15 protein-coding genes are annotated in these 16,422 nt (G+C 70.7%); 7 read left to right on the top strand and 8 right to left on the bottom strand.

The genetic code is table 11. From position 1 onward, the window contains the following. Nucleotides 1-17: 17 nt before the first annotated feature. From Q9R26_RS04070 to Q9R26_RS04085, 4 genes are all read right to left on the bottom strand, one after another. Nucleotides 18-803 carry an SDR family NAD(P)-dependent oxidoreductase gene (locus tag Q9R26_RS04070; RefSeq protein ID WP_311226614.1) on the bottom strand — a complete coding sequence of 262 codons (786 nt, stop codon included), beginning with the start codon at nt 801-803 and terminating at the stop codon, nt 18-20. 16 nt (nt 804-819) lie between these two features. Continuing rightward, nucleotides 820-1,773: a 3-hydroxyacyl-CoA dehydrogenase family protein gene (locus Q9R26_RS04075; RefSeq protein WP_311226615.1), complete on the bottom strand. Its 954-nt coding sequence runs from the start codon at nt 1,771-1,773 to the stop codon at nt 820-822. Beyond that, nucleotides 1,770-2,792 (bottom strand): sugar phosphate isomerase/epimerase, encoded by a 1,023-nt coding sequence (locus Q9R26_RS04080; RefSeq protein ID WP_209132577.1) that lies wholly within the window; start codon nt 2,790-2,792, stop codon nt 1,770-1,772. Before Q9R26_RS04080 ends, Q9R26_RS04075 begins: the two co-directional genes overlap by 4 nt. Before the next feature lie 93 nt (nt 2,793-2,885). Next, on the bottom strand, nt 2,886-3,602 hold the full coding sequence (locus tag Q9R26_RS04085) for a GntR family transcriptional regulator (protein ID WP_311226616.1): 717 nt from the start codon (nt 3,600-3,602) through the stop codon (nt 2,886-2,888). 505 nt (nt 3,603-4,107) lie between these two features. Between Q9R26_RS04085 and Q9R26_RS04090 the strand changes: the two genes are divergently transcribed. From Q9R26_RS04090 to Q9R26_RS04120, 7 genes are all read left to right on the top strand, one after another. Beyond that, the gene (locus Q9R26_RS04090; protein ID WP_311226617.1) at nt 4,108-5,112 is read left to right on the top strand and encodes a hypothetical protein; all 1,005 of its coding nucleotides are present in this window, start codon (nt 4,108-4,110) and stop codon (nt 5,110-5,112) included. 219 nt (nt 5,113-5,331) lie between these two features. Continuing rightward, entirely contained in the window at nt 5,332-5,856 is a 525-nt protein-coding gene (locus tag Q9R26_RS04095; RefSeq protein WP_311226618.1) for an NUDIX hydrolase, read from the top strand. A gap of 34 nt (nt 5,857-5,890) precedes the next feature. Next, nucleotides 5,891-6,259 (top strand): hypothetical protein, encoded by a 369-nt coding sequence (locus Q9R26_RS04100; protein WP_182064172.1) that lies wholly within the window; start codon nt 5,891-5,893, stop codon nt 6,257-6,259. A 96-nt stretch (nt 6,260-6,355) separates the two neighbouring features. Continuing rightward, on the top strand, nt 6,356-6,574 hold the full coding sequence (locus Q9R26_RS04105; protein WP_311226619.1) for a hypothetical protein: 219 nt from the start codon (nt 6,356-6,358) through the stop codon (nt 6,572-6,574). Nucleotides 6,575-6,841: 267 nt separating this feature from the next. After that, nucleotides 6,842-7,294: an NUDIX domain-containing protein gene (locus Q9R26_RS04110; RefSeq protein ID WP_311226620.1), complete on the top strand. Its 453-nt coding sequence runs from the start codon at nt 6,842-6,844 to the stop codon at nt 7,292-7,294. 102 nt (nt 7,295-7,396) lie between these two features. Continuing rightward, on the top strand, nt 7,397-7,990 hold the full coding sequence (locus tag Q9R26_RS04115; RefSeq protein WP_311226621.1) for a GNAT family protein: 594 nt from the start codon (nt 7,397-7,399) through the stop codon (nt 7,988-7,990). A 113-nt stretch (nt 7,991-8,103) separates the two neighbouring features. Beyond that, entirely contained in the window at nt 8,104-8,958 is an 855-nt protein-coding gene (locus tag Q9R26_RS04120) for an aminoglycoside phosphotransferase family protein (RefSeq protein WP_311226622.1), read from the top strand. Nucleotides 8,959-8,979: 21 nt separating this feature from the next. Here the strand turns inward: Q9R26_RS04120 and Q9R26_RS04125 are convergent, their stop codons facing one another. From Q9R26_RS04125 to Q9R26_RS04140, 4 genes are all read right to left on the bottom strand, one after another. Continuing rightward, complete coding sequence (locus Q9R26_RS04125; RefSeq protein ID WP_311226623.1) at nt 8,980-9,897, bottom strand: GNAT family N-acetyltransferase; 918 nt, start codon at nt 9,895-9,897, stop codon at nt 8,980-8,982. Nucleotides 9,898-10,078: 181 nt separating this feature from the next. Next, nucleotides 10,079-12,025, bottom strand: coding sequence for a prolyl oligopeptidase family serine peptidase (locus Q9R26_RS04130; RefSeq protein ID WP_311226624.1), 1,947 nt, complete (start codon nt 12,023-12,025; stop codon nt 10,079-10,081). Then, complete coding sequence (locus tag Q9R26_RS04135) at nt 12,022-13,860, bottom strand: N-acetylglutaminylglutamine amidotransferase (RefSeq protein WP_311226625.1); 1,839 nt, start codon at nt 13,858-13,860, stop codon at nt 12,022-12,024. The genes Q9R26_RS04130 and Q9R26_RS04135 overlap by 4 nt, the downstream gene beginning before the upstream one ends. Continuing rightward, nucleotides 13,860-16,421 (bottom strand): carboxylate--amine ligase/circularly permuted type 2 ATP-grasp protein, encoded by a 2,562-nt coding sequence (locus tag Q9R26_RS04140; protein WP_311226626.1) that lies wholly within the window; start codon nt 16,419-16,421, stop codon nt 13,860-13,862. The genes Q9R26_RS04135 and Q9R26_RS04140 overlap by 1 nt, the downstream gene beginning before the upstream one ends. Nucleotide 16,422 lies beyond the last annotated feature (1 nt).

The raw sequence follows: 16,422 nt of genomic DNA on the forward strand, positions 1-16,422 counted from the left end.
TCCGTGGGCGGCTGGCCCTAGTGCATGTACAGGCCGCCGTCGACGTTGAGCGTCTGGCCCGTGACGAACCCGGCGTCCTCGCTGATCAGGTACGCGATCGCGGCAGCGATGTCCCGCGGGGTGCCGATGCGCGGCAGCACGCCGTCGGCGGCCATCTCGGCCTTCCGTTCCTCGGAGAGGGTGCCGCCCATGATGTCGGTGTCGATCGGACCGGGGGCGATCGCGTTGACCGTGACGCCGCGCGGGCCGAGCTCGCGCGCGAGACCACGGGTCAGGCCGATCACGCCGGCCTTCGCCACCGTGTACGGGGTCTTGCTGAAGGTGCCGCCGCCGCGCTGGGCGGAGACCGACGACAGGTTCACGATGCGCCCGTAGCCGGACCGCACCATCGACTCCGCCGCCCGCAGGCTGGCGAAGTGCACACCGTCGAGGTTGATCGACAGCACCCGGTGCCACTCCCCCTCGGGCAGGTCGAGGTAAGCGTGCGCGGACGACACCCCGGCCAGGTTCACGAGTGCGGTGATCGGCTGGAGTCCGGCCTCGATCGTGTCGAAGGCCGCACGGACGGCGGACTCGTCCGCGACGTTCGCACCGACACCGACGGCCCGCACTCCGTGCTGTTCGCGGATCTCGGCGGCGACCTGCTCGCTCGCCGTCTGGTCGAGGTCGATGATCCCGACGTCCCACCCGGCGCCGGCCAGGTGGTGGGCGGTGGCGCGGCCGATGCCCCGCGGTGAGGCGGCCCCGGTGAGGACGACGGTGCGGTCCTGGTGCTGGCCGGCTGACTGGTTCTGCGTGCTCATGATTCGTGCTCCGGGCTCAGTGGATCGGTGCCGGGCCGAGCTCGTCGAGGAGCTTCTGCATCGCGACGTAGGCCTTGTTCCGGTAGGCGATGAGCTCGGGCGTGCGGTCGGCAGGGACCTCGAGGTACCCGGCGCCGGACTTCGTGCCGAGCTCACCGGCGTCGACGTGCTGCTGCAGCGACGGCGGGGTGGCGAAGCGCTCGGGCCAGCGGGTCTGCAGCGACTCGAAGCAGAACGCGTAGACATCGAGCCCGGCCATGTCGGCGATCGCGAACGGACCGAAGAACGGCAGGCGGAACCCGAACGTGGTCCGCACGATGGTGTCGATGTCGTCAGGGCTCGCGATGCCCTCGTCGGCGATCTTCGTGGCCTCCTCGAACAGCGCGTACTGCAGGCGGTTCAGCACGAACCCCGTCGAGTCCTTCACCCGCGCCGACTGCTTGCCGGTCGCGGCGACGACGGTCTCGCCGACCTCGACCGCGTGCTCGTTCGTGGTCGGGTGCGGGATGAGCTCGACGCCGGGGATGAACGGTGCCGGGTTCGAGAAGTGCACGCCGAGGAACCGCTCCGGGCCCACGACCGCCTCGGCCAGCGACTCGATCAGGATCGTCGAGGTGTTCGAGCCGATCACGGCGTCGGGGCGGGCGGCTTCGCTGATGCGGCGGAGCGTCGCGTGCTTGATCTCGAGCTTCTCCGGCACGGCCTCCTCGATGAAGTCCGCGTCGGCGACGGCGGCCTCGATCGACTCTGCGGCGCTCAGGTGTGCGCGGACCCGTTCGACGGCGTCCTCGGGGAACAGCCCGTCGGCGACGAACTGTTCGGTCTCTCCGAGCAGTCGCTCCAGGTTCTGCTGGGCGATCTCGGCCGAGACGTCGGCGATCCGGACGGTGTGGCCGGCGAGGGCGAGGACCTGGGCGATCCCGCCGCCCATGTAGCCGGACCCGACGACGGCGATGTCGAGGGTGCTCATCGGATTGCTCCTTCGGTGCTGGTTGCTGCAGTCGGGGTCGCCGTCGCGTCGAGCGTCGTCGTCGCGAGGACGGACCGGATGTACTGCTGGTTGGTGGCGCAGACGCCGAGGCTGTCCCCGCCGTACTGCTCGGTCATGACGATCCCGCGGAACCCGTCGGCGACGGCGTCGCGCAGGACCTGGCGGTAGTTGATGAGGCCCGTCTCCATGGTGCTCGGAGCGCTCGTCGCCCAGCTGCCGTCGCCGGCCTCGTCACGCGTGTAGTTCTTCACGTGCAGGTAGTTCGTGTGCGGCATGGTCTTCGCGAACAGTTCCCGCCAGTCCTCGATCGGCCGGTGCAGGCGGATGAGGTTCGCGACGTCCGCGTTCAGCCCGACGTTGTCGAGCCCGATCTCCTCGACCAGGCGGACCGCACTGTCGGCGGTGCCGAGGTACGTGTCCTCGTACAGCTCGAGCGCCATCGGCAGCCCGACGCTCGCAGCGTGCTCCCCGAGCTCCCGCAGGCGCTTGACCGCGGCGGCCCAGACCTCGGGGTCGTCCGGGTCCTTCGGGCCCGGCGCCGTCCAGAACCACAGCGCGCGCTTCTGGGCGTCGGTGAACGGCTGGTGCAGGCCCGTCGAGAAGACCTGCATGCCCCACTCGGCCGCAGCGTCGATGGTGCGGTGGGCGTAGGCGAGGTTCTCGTCCTCGTGCCCGGGCTGGATGACGCTCTTGCGCTGCAGGTGCACCGACGGGATGCCGATGCCGTGCGACTTCGCGACGGCGAACAGCTCGTCACGGCGCGAGGCTTCGAGATCTGCGGGCCGGATGTGGCTGTCGGCGAGTTCGGCGAGCGAGAAGCCGACGGCCTCGATCTGCCCGAACACCTCGTCCCACACTTCGGCGGGGGCGTCGTGGAAGGCCGTCCCGTCGCGGGTGACCTGCGCGAACCCGTGCAGGCACGCGGCGATCGGCCAGGTCGTCGACGTCCAGGTGGTGGGGTCCCAATCCTGGTCGACCCAGTCCTGCGGAGTGGTCACGGAATGCTCCCTTGCATGTCGTGGCGGTTCGGCGATGAACCTCTTTCCTATAGGAAAGATACTCGCGCGACGCCGGAACGCAACCCCACTGCCTCAGCTCGTGTGGGACGCGTCCGCGCGCGAACGCAACCGGACCGCGTCGATGTGGAGCCGCATCGCGGCGACGGCCGACGTCGGGTCCGCAGCCAGCGCCTCCAGGATGGCCCGGTGTTCCTGCACGGCGCGATCCGTGTCGTCCCCGCCACCCTCGACGATCTGCCGCATGCGGTGCACGCGCGTCGTGATGATCTCGGACATCTCCTCGAGGAACGGGTTCCGTGTCGCGTCGAAGATCAGCTGGTGGAACTGCCAATCGCTACGGAAGAAGCGCGCCATCAGCTCTTCCGGCGCGTGCGCAGCACCGACGGACGCGACCTCGGCGGCCACCGCAGCCTGCTCGTCGAGCGCTGCTGCCAGTCGCTCGCGCAGACCGTCGACGTCGCCGCGGGCCGCAAGCTCGACCGCGCCGCTCTCCACGATGAGCCGGGCGTCGAACAGGGCCTCGAGCTGGTCGCCGGCCAGGGGCGGGGAGACCCGGTACCCCTTGTTCGCTTCGCGGGTGACCAGGCCCGTACGTTCGAGCTGCACCAGGGCTTCGCGCACCGGGGTCGGCGAGACCCCGAGGGAGCGCGCCAGTCCGTCGATCGACAGTCGCATGCCCGGTTCGACGTCGTGGCCCATCAGGACCTCGAGCACCCGGTCGTACACGCGGTCACGCAGGCCGAGCTGCGCGATGCGTTCGGTCCCGAAGCCGGGCATGGTCGTGGACATGGGTCGATCCTAGAGAATCCACGACTCGGGCTCGGTGGGAGGGCTGCGGGCCAGGCTGTACCAGACCGGGTCTGCACTCCCGCGAGATCGACTGGCCCGCACGACCAGGCCGACGACGGACCTACTCGGGGCATCCCAGCCCTTCAGTCCCTGACCTGCTTGCTCGCAACCTCCGCCGCACTTTCCCGCTACGTCCGCTGCTGAGCACCGCGAGGATGAGCGCGAAACCGTGGAGCATTCAGCGCCCCCGGATTCACTTGATGACGCAACACCTTCCTCCGAGGTGTTCCCCATGTATCTACCCTTGTCGTCGCCGCACCCAACCGGCGTCCCGATGAGGGAGTGTCCCGCGAGCGGGACCTGTCGACCTGCGGTGCACCACCATGGTTCGGTTTCGATCCGCACCGCCGACTCGGAGAACCGCACGGTCCGGCCCCGCGGGGCTCTGAGCGGCCATAATGATGAGCAGCGTGGACACGGCGTCGGCGCCGTTCGAGGAGCACGCATGCGAGTCCTGGCCTACCTGGTGACCATCGTCGTCACGACCGCACTGACGCTCGGCGCGGGGTTTCTCGTGGCGCTGTACCTGCGGGAAGCGCAGGACGGACTCCTCATCGCAGCGGCCGCTGCTGCACCGTTCCTCGTCATCGGCCCCCTCGTCATCGGCTCCTGGGCGGCGTACTTCGACGAGCGCACGTCGTCCGGGCACAGCCGCTGGCTCCGGACTGCCTTCCTGGTCGTGGTGGCCGTCGTCGCTGCGGCGGCGGTCGTCGTCGTGATCGCGAGCGTGTCCGCCCGGGCCCCGCTGTGGGTGCCGGCAGTGCTCGTTGGCGGCTCCGCCGTCCTGGTCGCCCTCGCGCGTCCGCTCGGCAGTCAGTTCCGTCGCACGGACGTCCCGATGGTCGACCTGCGCGACCAGGTCCTCCCAGGGCCGGACGTCATCCGTCGCAAGGTCGCCAGGATCGGCACCACCTTCGCCGTCGCTGCGGTCGTCACGGCGGCCGGTGTCACCGTGCTCAACGTCCTCGACCACAGCCGCCCCCACGAAGCGGTGATCGGGATCCTGCTCGCAGGTCAGCTCACCTTCCTCGCCACGGCATTCGCGGCGATCATCGTCGCGCTCCCGTTCAGTCGCCTGCTGCGCGACGCCGGCGGACGCGACGTCGACCGGCTGCGGCGGTACGCGAAGCTGGTGCTCCGCGGCAAGGGCTCATCCGTCGACGCGGACGAGCAGCCGGCCGTGGTGCGGTACGCCCAGCTCGTGCAGCTCGTGCTGCAGTTCAACCTGGCCTACGTCACGCTCTTGTACGTCTCTATCGCGTTCCAGTTCGTCAGTGGGATCCTCCGCGGCAGCCTGGTGGTGTTCTCGGCGGTGTTCCTGGTGCTCATGGTCGGCGTCCTCGTGTGGTTGCTGCCGCGGACGATCGGACGGATCCGGCGTGCGCGCCGGTACGTCGAGGAGCACCGGTCAGCGGTGACGGAACGGCAGCCGGAGAACCTGCTCCCCTGACGGCGTCCGCACCGACCCGACGGGCCTCGGATCGACTTCCGGCCACCAACCACGAGCGAGCAACCGGCGAAAACAGGTGAGCCCACCGCCACCGCTCTGCTCCCGCCAAGAAAATGCTTGAAGGCCACGCCGCCTGTCGAATCGAGAGTCCGATAGACGATCCGCTGCCGGACGCCGCATGACGGCGTTCCGCGTGCCGGTTCGTCCTACGCTGGCGGCGTGGACGAGTGGTGGGATCTTGTTGACGCGGCCGGGGTGCCGACGGGTGGGACGTTCCGGCGCGGGGACGCGGGTTGGCCGTGCGGGGCGTTCCATCTGGTGGTCACGGTGTGCGTTTACCGAGCCGACGGAACCGTACTCCTCACGCAGCGGGCTCCGACGAATGAGTTCGCCTTCGGGTGGGAGTTCCCCGGTGGGAGCGCGTTCGCTGGCGAGACTGGTCCTGCAGCTGCGTGCCGAGAGCTGCTCGAGGAGACCAACGTCACAGTCGAGCCCGAGGCTCTGCGCCGTGTCGGCCGCTTCACCGAGGAGACGGCGCTCGTGGACCTCTTCGTCGTGCAGGAGCCGAGCGGGTCCGCGGTGCGAGCGGATCCGACCGAGGTGATGGGTTCGCGCTGGGTCTCCCTGTCGGAGGTCACCGCGCTTCGTCAGAGTGGGGTGATGGCAGAACCATGGGGGCCGCGGCTGGATGCGCTGTGGCCAGCGGCGACGGCATCGATCCTCGCTGCCCGCATGGCACTCTGATGACATCCGAGAGACGGACCAGAACAGGAGCCCGATGGCGTCCCGCATCCAACGCGCACCGCTCGGCGACCGCGGCGCGCTGTGGAACCTCGTCCTCGTCTGGGTCGTCATCGTCGTCGGGCTGCTCACCACGATCGGCTGCGTCGGCTACATCCTGAACGAGAGCCTCATCTCGTACAGCACTTGCGGCGCCCGCACCGTTTCCTGCGGTGATGCTGGCTGGTACAGCAGCATGGGGCTCACCTTCTTCGGCGGCTTCGCGGCAGTCATCACCGGCGGTGCGTTCGGCATCCGACGCCACCATCGCGCCAGCGGCGTCTGGTACCCGCTCGCCGGCATCGGCGGCGCGCTCCTGCTGACCATGGTCGCCGTCGTCATCCTCAAGGCGGCGACGAACACGTAGATCGCCGCACCTCGCCGTCGCGGCAGTCGGGATCGAACGACCAGCTGAACCCAAGATCGGCTACCGGACGCCGATCATGGGGAGTTGGATGAAAGCATGCTGTCTCGCGTCCCGCCTCGCGTACTCGGCCTTGCGATCGGCGCAGGGGCGTTGGCTGCGGGCCTCGTCATGGCGCTTCTCGGAACCTTCCTTGGTACGGACTACTTCGGGCTCGTGGCGGCCGGGCTGGTCATCGCTGCGATGGGATTGCTGCTCGCGGGCGTGGGAGCGATCGGCTTTGCACTCCATGGGCCCGCCCGAAACGGGCGTGAGTGAGCAAAGCAAACATGAGTGGCTGACCGAGGCCGATAGGCAATCCCCTACCGGTGAATAGCTACAGGCGGTCGCTCATCTGGGAAGTTCGACTGCTCATCTACTGCACCACGAACCCGGCAACTATTAGGAGGATGCCTGCGACTGCGCCGACTGTCGATAGTACGCGTAGAGCATGCTTGGGCCGGTCCCCAGGCTGCCTCTCGTCTGGCTCCACCGCCGCCCGGTAGCGGATCCTCTTGCGGGCGGACCGCACGGTAGCGTCGGAGCATGCCGGTCTCTGGGTACGTCCGATCGCTGCGCGAGCGGATCGGGAGCAGCTACCTACTCCTTCCGGGCGTGACCGCGGTCATCCGAGACGACGATCGGTTCCTCCTGGCGCGGCAGCGCGACTCCGGACGATGGAGCCTGATAGGGGGCGGCATCGAGCCCGGCGAGGACCCCCGCGCGGCTGTAGTGCGCGAAGTGCGGGAAGAACTCGGTGTGGGCAGCGACGTCATCCGGATCATCGGGGCCTACGGTGGCGCCACCCTCGAGAACGTCTACCCCAACGGCGACCAAGTTGGGTACGTGACGGTGGCGTACCTCTGCTCACTGCGCCCGTCGTCGTTCCTCCTCGACGAGGACGAAGTGCTCGAAACCCGGTGGGCGACTCTCGCCGAGATTGCCGAACTCGATCATCATGAGTGGATCGGCCAAGTGCTGACCGACGCCGCCCGGTAGCCGATCCGCTATCGGACAAACGTTGGCTCGCCTCCGTGCATGTGGTGCATCGGTCGAGTCGGGATCAGGACTGCACGTCAACGGCGTCGTACCGTCTGATGCGTGGAACCGTTCGAACTCGTGACTGATCAGGTTGTGCTCCGCGTGCCCGACGAGCACGATATTGACTCGCTGGTGCAGCACTGCAGTGACCCCGCGATCATCGCGTTCACTACCGTCCCCGTCCCGTATGACCGCGCTTATGCGGCCCACTACGTGAAGACCCTGGTGCCGGAACGGTGGGCTGGCGGCCGGAAGCTGGTCTGGGGTGTCCGACACGTCGACTCATCGGAGGGGCTACTCGGCATCATCAACCTGTTCGACATCGAACTGGGCCGGGGCACGGCTGAGATCGGGTACTGGCTTGCCGCGGAAGGTCGCGGCCGGGGCATCATGACGCAGGCCGTGACTGCCGTGCTGGATCATGCGTTCCTGCCGACAGCCTCGGGAGGTCTGGGACTCTTCAGAGTGCAGTGGACCGCTGCTCCGGAGAACATCGGCTCTCGACGTGTCGCCGAACGAGTCGGGTTCCGGTTCGAGGGGCGGCTTCGTGGCGCCCTTCTGCTGCGCGGACAACGGTCCGACGCGTTGCGGGCGGGTCTCCTCGCTACCGACGATCGCGTGCCGCAGCGCTGGATAACCTCAAGCGCCGACTAGCACGGAGTGGCCGACTTCACGAGGGTAGGCAAACCAGCTGCTGAGTAGCCGATCGGCTACCGAGACGTTTTCGAGGGGTTCCAGTGGTCGGAGCAGGACGGTAGCGTGCCGCCATGCACTGGGGGGAAACCGGACTCGAGGTCGACCAGATCGCGTTCGTCCAGCAGACGCTTCCCGACGCCAACGTCGTGGCCGATGAGTCGTGGGGGCTCCTCGACACGAGGGTCCTGCACGTCCGCGCTGGCGACGACGGCTTCACCGTGAAGGCCTCCAGCCAGACCAACACGCACTTCCCCCGCGAGCTCGAAGCACACCGCACCGCCACCGCCGCACTCCGAGCCAGCGGGGACGCCGGTGCCCTCGTCGCCGCGAACGAGGACCACCGCGTCCTCGTGCTCGAACGCGTCCCCGGGCACCTCGCCCTCGGCACCCCGGACGAGCACGACACCGACGTCCACCGACAGGCCGGAGCACTGCTCCGACGGCTGCACGACCAGGACACCCGCCACGACCCGACGTTCCTGCAGCACGAGCAGGCGAAGGCACTGGCCGCCCTCGACGCACCGCACCGGATCCCCGACGAGGTGGTCGCCCGCGCACGAGCGGCACTACGCGCACTCCCGACCGACCACGCGACGCAGGCCCTCGTCCCGACCCACGGCGACTTCCACCCGCGCAACTGGATCGTCGACGGCGGCCGACTGCGCGTCATCGACTTCGGCCGCTTCGGCTGGCGCCCCGTGTCCTTCGACCTCACCCGCCTCGCGGTGCTGCACTGGCAGCACGATCCCGGGCTCGAAGCGGCGTTCTTCGACGGGTACGGCGACGATCCACGCACCCCGGACGCGTGGCGCTGGCTGCAACTCCGCGAAGCAGTGGGCACCGCGACCTGGGCCTACGCGGTCGGCGACGAGGGCTTCGAGGCCCAGGGCCACGACATGCTCCGCCGCGCCCTCGCGGCGTTCTGAACCGTCAGGCCCGGACGCAGCTCACGGCACCCGCACGAACCGCGGCGCTCCCCGGTCACGCAGTCGGAACCCGAGGTGCTGGTACAGCCCGATCGCCCCGGTGTTCCCGGCGGCCGCGTGCATCAACGGGGTCTCCCCCCGCTCGCGGATCCCGTGCGCGACGGCGAGCACGAGCCGCCGACCGAACCCCTGCCCCCGGTACGCCTCGTCCGTGCACACCGCGCTGATCTCGGTCCACCCCGGCGGGTGCAGGCGCTCCCCCGCCATCGCGACGAGCCGTCCGTCCCGCCGGATGCCCAGGTACGTGCCGAGCTCGATCGTGCGCGGCAGGAACGGCCCCGGCTTCGTCCGCTCCACCAGGGCGGTCATCTCCGGCACGTCGTCGGGCGTCAGCACGACGGCCTCGGGGTCCGGCGCACCCTCGATCGCCTCACCGGTGAGCTGTACGCCGCCGGCACCCTCGACGAGCTCCCACCCCTCGGGCAGGACGGCAGCCGCACCGACGCCGAGCATCCCGTCCGACCCGAGCAGCGCCCGGACGTCCTCCCAGTCCTGCGGCGTGGGCTGCGCGGGGATCCCCGTCCACACCGACACGTCGGTCTGGTAGCGGACCACGTCGCCGCGCCGCTCGGCGAACCGCGCATGGTGGCTGTTCAGTGCGGCCATGGCGGGTGCGTCGAGCATCCGCGTCGGCGTGCCGTCGTCGGCGATGGTCAGGTCGAGCGTCCGGAGCGCCTCGCCGCGGGAGTCACCACCACGGAACCCGAGGTCCTCGATCCGGCGGCGATCGCCGTCCGCCCACCCGGCGGTGTCCGCGACGACGCCCGAGGCGTACTGGTTCGTGGCACGGTGGACGACCTGCTCGACGTCCGCTGCCGAGGCCACGAAGACCTCTCCGGGTCGGGGCAGCGCGGTCGAGGTCGGCGCAGTCGTCGTCATCCCACCATTCTCCGCCCGCGGCGAGCGCCGCCAGCGCATCGTTGCACCCGGTGACGCCGTGCCGCGGCTCGCACGGTGCGAGGGGGCTCACGGCCCGTGCGAGGTTCCGTACTCGGTGCGAGCGCACGTGCACCGCACGGAGTACAGAACCTCGCACCAGACCGAGCGCCCCGCGCCCGCCTCACCCCAGCCGCGCCGCCACGAACTCCACCATCCGCCGCACGAGCAGCGCCTGCGAGGACGCCCGCCGGTACTCGTGCCCCTCACCCTCGAGCTCCAGGTAGTCCACGTCGTGCGACCGCTCCCGAAGCGCCGCGACGACCTGGTGCGCCTCACCGATCGGCACGTTCGTGTCGAGCTCACCGTGCACGACGAGCAGCGGCGCCGTGACGTCGTCGATCGCGCGCATCGGCGACAGTGCCGCGAGCAGGGCCCCGTCCTCGACGGGGTGGCCGTACTTCGTGGCGGCAGCAGCCGCGATCCACGGTTCGGTGTCGCGGTAGAAGGTCGCGAAGTCGCTCATCCCGCACACCGCGACCCCGGCTGCGAACACGTCGGGCGTGAACGCCAACGACGCGAGCGTCGCGTACCCACCGTACGAGCGTCCCTCGACGGCGACCCGGGACCGTTCGGCGTACCCGTTGGTCACCAGGAACCGCGCGCAGTCGACGACGTCGGCGAGCGCGTTCCACCGCAGCGCCAGGTCGTCGGCGTGCACGAACTCGTGACCGTACCCGGAGGACCCACGGATGTTCGGCGCGAACACGGTCACCCCGGCGGCGGCGAGCGCCTGGTGCTGCGGCGAGAACGTGGGTCGTTCCTGCGACTCCGGTCCGCCGTGCAGGTGGACGAGCGCTGCGCGGCCGGGAGGCCCGACATGCGTTCCGACGTCGGCTCCCGCCACCGACGCGGTCGGCTCCACGGCCCGGTACAGCCAGCCGGTCAGCTCCAGTCCGTCACGGGCGGCGAACCGTTCGAGCGTCGGCTCGACCAGCTGCACGTCGGGCAGCGCCGGCACGTCGGTGACCCGGCTCCAGGTCAGCGCGTTCGTGTCGAGCCGCCACAGTTCGCGCGGCCGGGTCGGCCCCTCGACGGCGAGCAGCACGCTCCGGCCGTCGCGGCTGAGCACGGGATCGGTGACGACGTACCCGGGCAGGTCCGGCACCGGGGTGCGCGAGGCGTCCTGGGTGTTGATGAGGTCGAGTTCGCTGCGCCCGTCGACGTTCCAGACGAGCAGCAGCGTGCGGCCGGCGTCGTCGGCGTCCAGGTACTCGAGCTCGGCGTCGTCGCGTTCGACGATCGGCCGGGGTGTGCCACGCCAGCCGTGCGGCCCGACCGGCTGCGCGACGAGTCCGCGGCGGGGCAGTCCGGCCTCGGTGGCGACGTAGGCGACGAGCGGGCTGGTCTCGCTCGCGGGCGCGGGCCGCAGGAACGCGATCTCGGCGGACCCGTCGGGGTCGTCGGCGAACAGGGCGTGGCTCTCGTCGGTCAGCCGGTCGACCACGACGACGAACTCCTGGCCGCGCTGGCCGTCGCTCAGCACGACGAGCCGTTCCTCCACCGACAGGTCGAGGATGTGGATGAGCTCCCCCACGGCCAGGTCGTCGCGGTCGCCGGAGACCGGGTCGACCAGGTACGAGCGAGCCGGCTGGTCGGCTTCGGTCGAGGGCAGGGTGATGACGACCCGGTGGCCGCTGCGGCTCCACGGTCCGAGTTCGGCGTGCTGGTACCGCGAGCCGGCGATCTGCGCGGCGTCGGAGCCGTCCGGCCGCACCACCCAGACCTGTTGCTTCACGCCGCCGTCGGTCGCGATGGCGACGGCGAGCCACTCCCCGTCGGACGACCACGACACCCGGATCACCGGGTCGTCGGACAGCGCGATCCGCACCGGTTGCGGCGGCTCGCCGTCGACGACGACGTCCTGTACGAAGACCTCGGGGGTGCCGTGCCGGTCGGACACGAACGCCACGCGCCGGGCGTTCCGGGTCATGGTCGGTCCCCACGATCCCCAGGCGGCGGTGAGCTGCGCTCCCAGGTCGGCCGCGGCCCTGGTGGTGACCGACGGCTCGACGGTGGCCGACGACGCGACGCCCTGCGCGCCTCCAGTCCGGACGGAACCCACGGTCACCGCACCCCCTGCTGCTGCAGCCACATCTCGATCAGGCCGAGCTGCCAGAGCGCGTTCGCGCCGATCGCGGTCCTGGTGCTGTTCGGGTCCTGCAGCATCCGCTCGACGGTGGCGGGGTCGAAGAGTCCGCGCTCCCGCGCCTCGGGTGCGTGCAGCGCGTCGCGGACGCGCTCCAGGTAGGGGCCCTCGAGCTGCCGGATGGCGGGGACCGGGAACGAGCCCTTGCTGCGGTCGATGACGGCGTCGGGCACGATCCCGCGCGAGGCGCGCTTCATCACGCCCTTCCCGCCGTCGGTGAGTTTCATCGACGGCGGGATCGCGGCGGCGAGCTCGACGAACTCGTGGTCCAGGAACGGCACGCGGGCCTCGAGGCCCCACGCCATCGTCATGTTGTCGACGCGCTTCACCGGGTCGTCGACGAGCATGATCGTGGTGTCGCTGCGGAGCGCGGCGTCGACGCTGGTCTCTGCTCCCGGCCGTGCGAACTGGCGGTCCACGAACGCCGACGGGGTGTCGTCGTCGCTCTTCCACCGCTCCCCGAGCAGCCCCTGCAGCGCGGGCCAGCGGCGGTCCATGAAGACCGAGCGGTAGGCCTCCGCGGCCTGGTCGCGGGGGACGTCGGCGAGCGGCGGGTACCAGTCGTACCCGGCGAGCACCTCGTCGGCGCCCTGGCCGGACTGCACCACCTTGACGTGTTGCGAGACCTCCTGCGACAGCAGGTAGAAGGCGACGCAGTCGTGGCTGACCATCGGCTCGCTCATGGCGGCGACCGCACCGTCGATGCCGTCGAGCAGGCGCGACGAGGGGATGTGGATGCGGTGGTGGTCGGTGCCGAAGTGCTCCGCGACCTGGTCGGAGTACTCGAACTCGTCGCCGGACTCACCGCCCGCCGCCTCGAAGCCGATGCTGAACGTGGCGAGGTCCTGCTGCCCGGCCTCGGCGAGCAGCCCGACGACCAGGGACGAGTCGATCCCGCCGGAGAGCAGCACCCCGACCGGGACGTCGGCGACCATCCGGCGCTCGACCGCGGTGCGGAGCGAGCCGATGAACGCCTGCTCCCAGTCGCGCTCGGACCAGTCGGACTTGGCTGGGTCGCGCTCGAAGCGGGGCTCCCAGTAGACGGTGTCGTGCGCGGTGCCGTCCGGGTCGATCACCCGGACGGTCGCGGGCGGGAGCTTGCCGACGCCGGCCAGGATCGTGCGGGGCGCGGGAACGATCGAGTGGAAGCTCATGTACGAGGCGAAGGCGACGGGGTCGATGGACGTGTCGACTTCCTTGGTGCCGGTGCCGCTCGCGCCGCCGCTGCCGCTCGTGCGGCCGCTGCCGGCGTCGCCGGCCAGGATCGCCGGCAGGGAGCTCGCGAACCGGAGCCCGCCCGGGACGGGTGCGACGTAGAGCGGCTTGATCCCGAGCCGGTCCCGCGCCAGCACCAGCCGGCCGCTGCCGTGCTCCCAGATCACGATGGCGAACATCCCGATCAGGTGGTCGACGAACGCGGTGCCCCACTCGGCGTACGCCAGGGCGATGACCTCGGTGTCCGACGTCGACGCGAACCGGTGCCCCTTGCCGTGCAGCTCGTCGCGGAGCTGCCGGTAGTTGTAGACCATCCCGTTGTAGGCGATCGTCAGCCCCGCCTCGGCCAGCACCATCGGCTGCGCGCCCGCGGTGGACAGGTCGACGATGGACAGCCGTCGGTGCCCGAGGGCGACCGGGCCGCGAGCCCACAGGCCGTCGCCGTCCGGGCCGCGGTGGGTCATGCAGCCGGTCATCCGGGCGACCGCGCCGACGTCCGGCGCTCGGCCGTCGAACCGGATCTCACCCGCGAGTCCACACATCAGCGCTCTCCCTCGGTGTCCGCCGGGTTCCCGACGATCCACGTGTCCTTCGCGCCGCCGCCCTGCGACGAGTTGACGACCATGCTGCCCTCGGGCGCGACGCGCGTCAGGGCGACGTCGGCCAGGTGCACGTCGTCCGGTCCGGTCCCCGTCGCGTACACGAAGGCCCGCAGGTCCACGTGCCGCGGGTCGAGACCGGCCGGTCCGATCGTCGGGTGCGAGGACAGCTGCACCACCTCCTGCCCCACCCACCCGGCGGGGTCCGCGGCGATCTCGCGGCGTCGCTCGGCCACCTCGGGGGCGCTGGCGCTCGGTCCGATCAGGACCCCGCGGCCGCCCTCGCCGTCGACCGGCTTCGTGACGAGTTCCCCGACGCGGTCCAGGACCGACAGCCGTTCGACCTCGATGCTCGTGCGGTACGTCGGCACCGATGCCAGCAGGGGTTTCTCGTCCAGGTAGTACCAGATCAGGTCCGGCACGGTGACGTACATCGCCTTGTCGTCGACCAGCGCGTTGCCGGGCGCGTTCGCCAGGTAGACGCGTCCTGCCTCGGCCGCGTCGAGGATCCGCGCACCGAGGTCGGGAGCGTGCTCCGCCGTCAGCGCACTGACGTCGCGGTCGATCCGCAGGTACAGTCCGTCGAGCACGTCACCCGTCGTCACGTCGACCACGTGTCCGTCACGGACGTCCAGGTCCGACCCGGACACCAGGCGCATCCCGGCACCGTCGGCCAGCCTGCGGTGCTCGAACCACGCGCCGGCGGCAGGGCCGTCGCTGACCAGTGCGATCACGGGGTCGGTCGTGCCCGTCACCGCGGTGGTGTTCGCGCAGAGGGTCCGGCGCAGCCGGTCGATCACGCCGTGCGGGTCGCGCAGGTGCGCCGGCCGCGGGGCGTCCGGCACGACGTCGTCCATCAGCTCGCGCAGGGCGATGCCGTACGCGACGCCCGAGGGCGAGCGGACGTTGTCCTCGAGCACCCGCCAGCCGCCGAACTCGTTGCGCACCAGGTCGAACCCGAGCACCGGCGCACGGACGGCGGTCGCCGGCAGCCGGGTGGCGTCCGGGTCTGAGCCCGTCGCGCCGACGAAGTGGTCCGCGTCCAGCACGCCGTCGGCCACGATCCGTCGCTCGCCGTACGCGTCACGCAGGAACAGCTCGATCGCCCGGGCACGCTGCCCCAGGCCACGCTCGAGCTGCGACCACTCGTACGCGCTGATCGTCCGGGGCACCAGGTCGCAGCCGAACTCCTGCGCGCCGCCGTCGACCACGAAGCCGACGTGGTGCTCGCGGGTCCAGACGTCGCGGGCGGTGCAGCGGTCGATCGCGGTCTCGGCGTCCCAGCCGGTGAAGAAGGCCGCCAGGTCACGGAACGCCGGACGGGGGCGCGCCCCGGGGCCGACCGCCTCGTCGCCAGCACGGACGCGGTACCCGGGGATCGGGACCACCGGGTCCTCGTCGCGTCCGGACGGGAGCCCAGCGGTGTCCTCCACCACCAGGGCGACGACGTCGTCCATCTCCCCGCGCTCGGCGTACGCGGTGCGCTGCCGGTCGGTGGAGTTGCCGCGGGCCAGGGTCGCGTCGAGCAGCTCCGTCACCGTGCCCCAGTCGCCGAGCTCCTCGAGCTCCGGGCGCAGGCGGGACACGAGCTGGCGCACCGCGACCTCGGCGGGCAGCCGTTCGGGGTGCTGCCCCAGTCCGACCAGTTCCCCGCTCAAGCCGGAGCGTGCGGCCTGCCACATCGCCGCACGGTGCAGGGGTTCGCTGCGCGGGTGCCACTCGGCGCCGGACACGACCGACTTCTCGGCCTTGCGCACGGCGGCGCGGAAGAGTCCGGCGATGAGCACGGCGTCGTCCACCACCGGGGTCGCGTCGCAGACCCGCAGCTCGAGCGTCGGCGCGTGCGAGGACGGCCGCACGTCGAAGTAGGCCATCTTCTTGTCGGCGATCACGCCCGAGGCGATCAGGTCGTCGAGCACCCGGTCGTACTCGGCGGCGTCCGCAACCGGACCGAAGCTGCCGGCCGACGGCCACCGCTGCCAGATGATGCTCCGGAACGAGGCGTACCCGGTGTCCTGCCCGTTCCAGAACGGACTCGACGCGCTCAGCGCGAGCAGTACCGGGAGCACGGGTGCCACCCGCTGGGCGATCAGCACCGCCAGGTCGCGGTCGCTCACCCCGACGTGCACCTGCAGGCCGCAGATGAGCTGTTCGTCGACGAGCATCCGGTACTGCTCCTGCATCCGGCCGTACCGACCGCCGGAGCTCAGTTCGAAGTCGGCGTACTCCGACCTCGGGGCGGTACCGACGGCGGCGATGGTGACCCCGGCCGGGGCGATCGCGGTGCTGAGCTCACTGCGCAGGTCGACGATCACCCGCCGCAGGTCATCGAGGGTCCGCACCACCGGGGTGTTCGTCTCGATCGTCGTGCGCTGCAGCTCCGCGCCGAAGCGGTCGGTGGGCAGTTTGGGCAGAAGGCGCGGGGCCTTCGCGGAAAGTCGGCCGGACTCGAGGTCGATGAGGTGCAGCTCTTCCTCGGCGCCGAGCGTCAGCTCTGCACTCATG

This window comes from Curtobacterium sp. BRB10 (genome assembly GCF_031844325.1).
Classification (GTDB): domain Bacteria; phylum Actinomycetota; class Actinomycetes; order Actinomycetales; family Microbacteriaceae; genus Curtobacterium; species Curtobacterium poinsettiae_A.

Bases quoted from the DNA above. Each gene is read 5' to 3' on its own strand.
- Q9R26_RS04070 (WP_311226614.1), bottom strand. From the start codon at position 803: ATGAGCACGCAGAACCAGTCAGCCGGCCAGCACCAGGACCGCACCGTC.
- Q9R26_RS04075 (WP_311226615.1), bottom strand. From the start codon at position 1,773: ATGAGCACCCTCGACATCGCCGTCGTCGGGTCCGGCTACATGGGCGGC.
- Q9R26_RS04085 (WP_311226616.1), bottom strand. From the start codon at position 3,602: ATGTCCACGACCATGCCCGGCTTCGGGACCGAACGCATCGCGCAGCTC.
- Q9R26_RS04090 (WP_311226617.1), top strand. From the start codon at position 4,108: ATGCGAGTCCTGGCCTACCTGGTGACCATCGTCGTCACGACCGCACTG.
- Q9R26_RS04100 (WP_182064172.1), top strand. From the start codon at position 5,891: ATGGCGTCCCGCATCCAACGCGCACCGCTCGGCGACCGCGGCGCGCTG.
- Q9R26_RS04105 (WP_311226619.1), top strand. From the start codon at position 6,356: ATGCTGTCTCGCGTCCCGCCTCGCGTACTCGGCCTTGCGATCGGCGCA.
- Q9R26_RS04110 (WP_311226620.1), top strand. From the start codon at position 6,842: ATGCCGGTCTCTGGGTACGTCCGATCGCTGCGCGAGCGGATCGGGAGC.
- Q9R26_RS04120 (WP_311226622.1), top strand. From the start codon at position 8,104: ATGCACTGGGGGGAAACCGGACTCGAGGTCGACCAGATCGCGTTCGTC.
- Q9R26_RS04125 (WP_311226623.1), bottom strand. From the start codon at position 9,897: ATGACGACGACTGCGCCGACCTCGACCGCGCTGCCCCGACCCGGAGAG.
- Q9R26_RS04135 (WP_311226625.1), bottom strand. From the start codon at position 13,860: ATGTGTGGACTCGCGGGTGAGATCCGGTTCGACGGCCGAGCGCCGGAC.
- Q9R26_RS04140 (WP_311226626.1), bottom strand. From the start codon at position 16,421: ATGAGTGCAGAGCTGACGCTCGGCGCCGAGGAAGAGCTGCACCTCATC.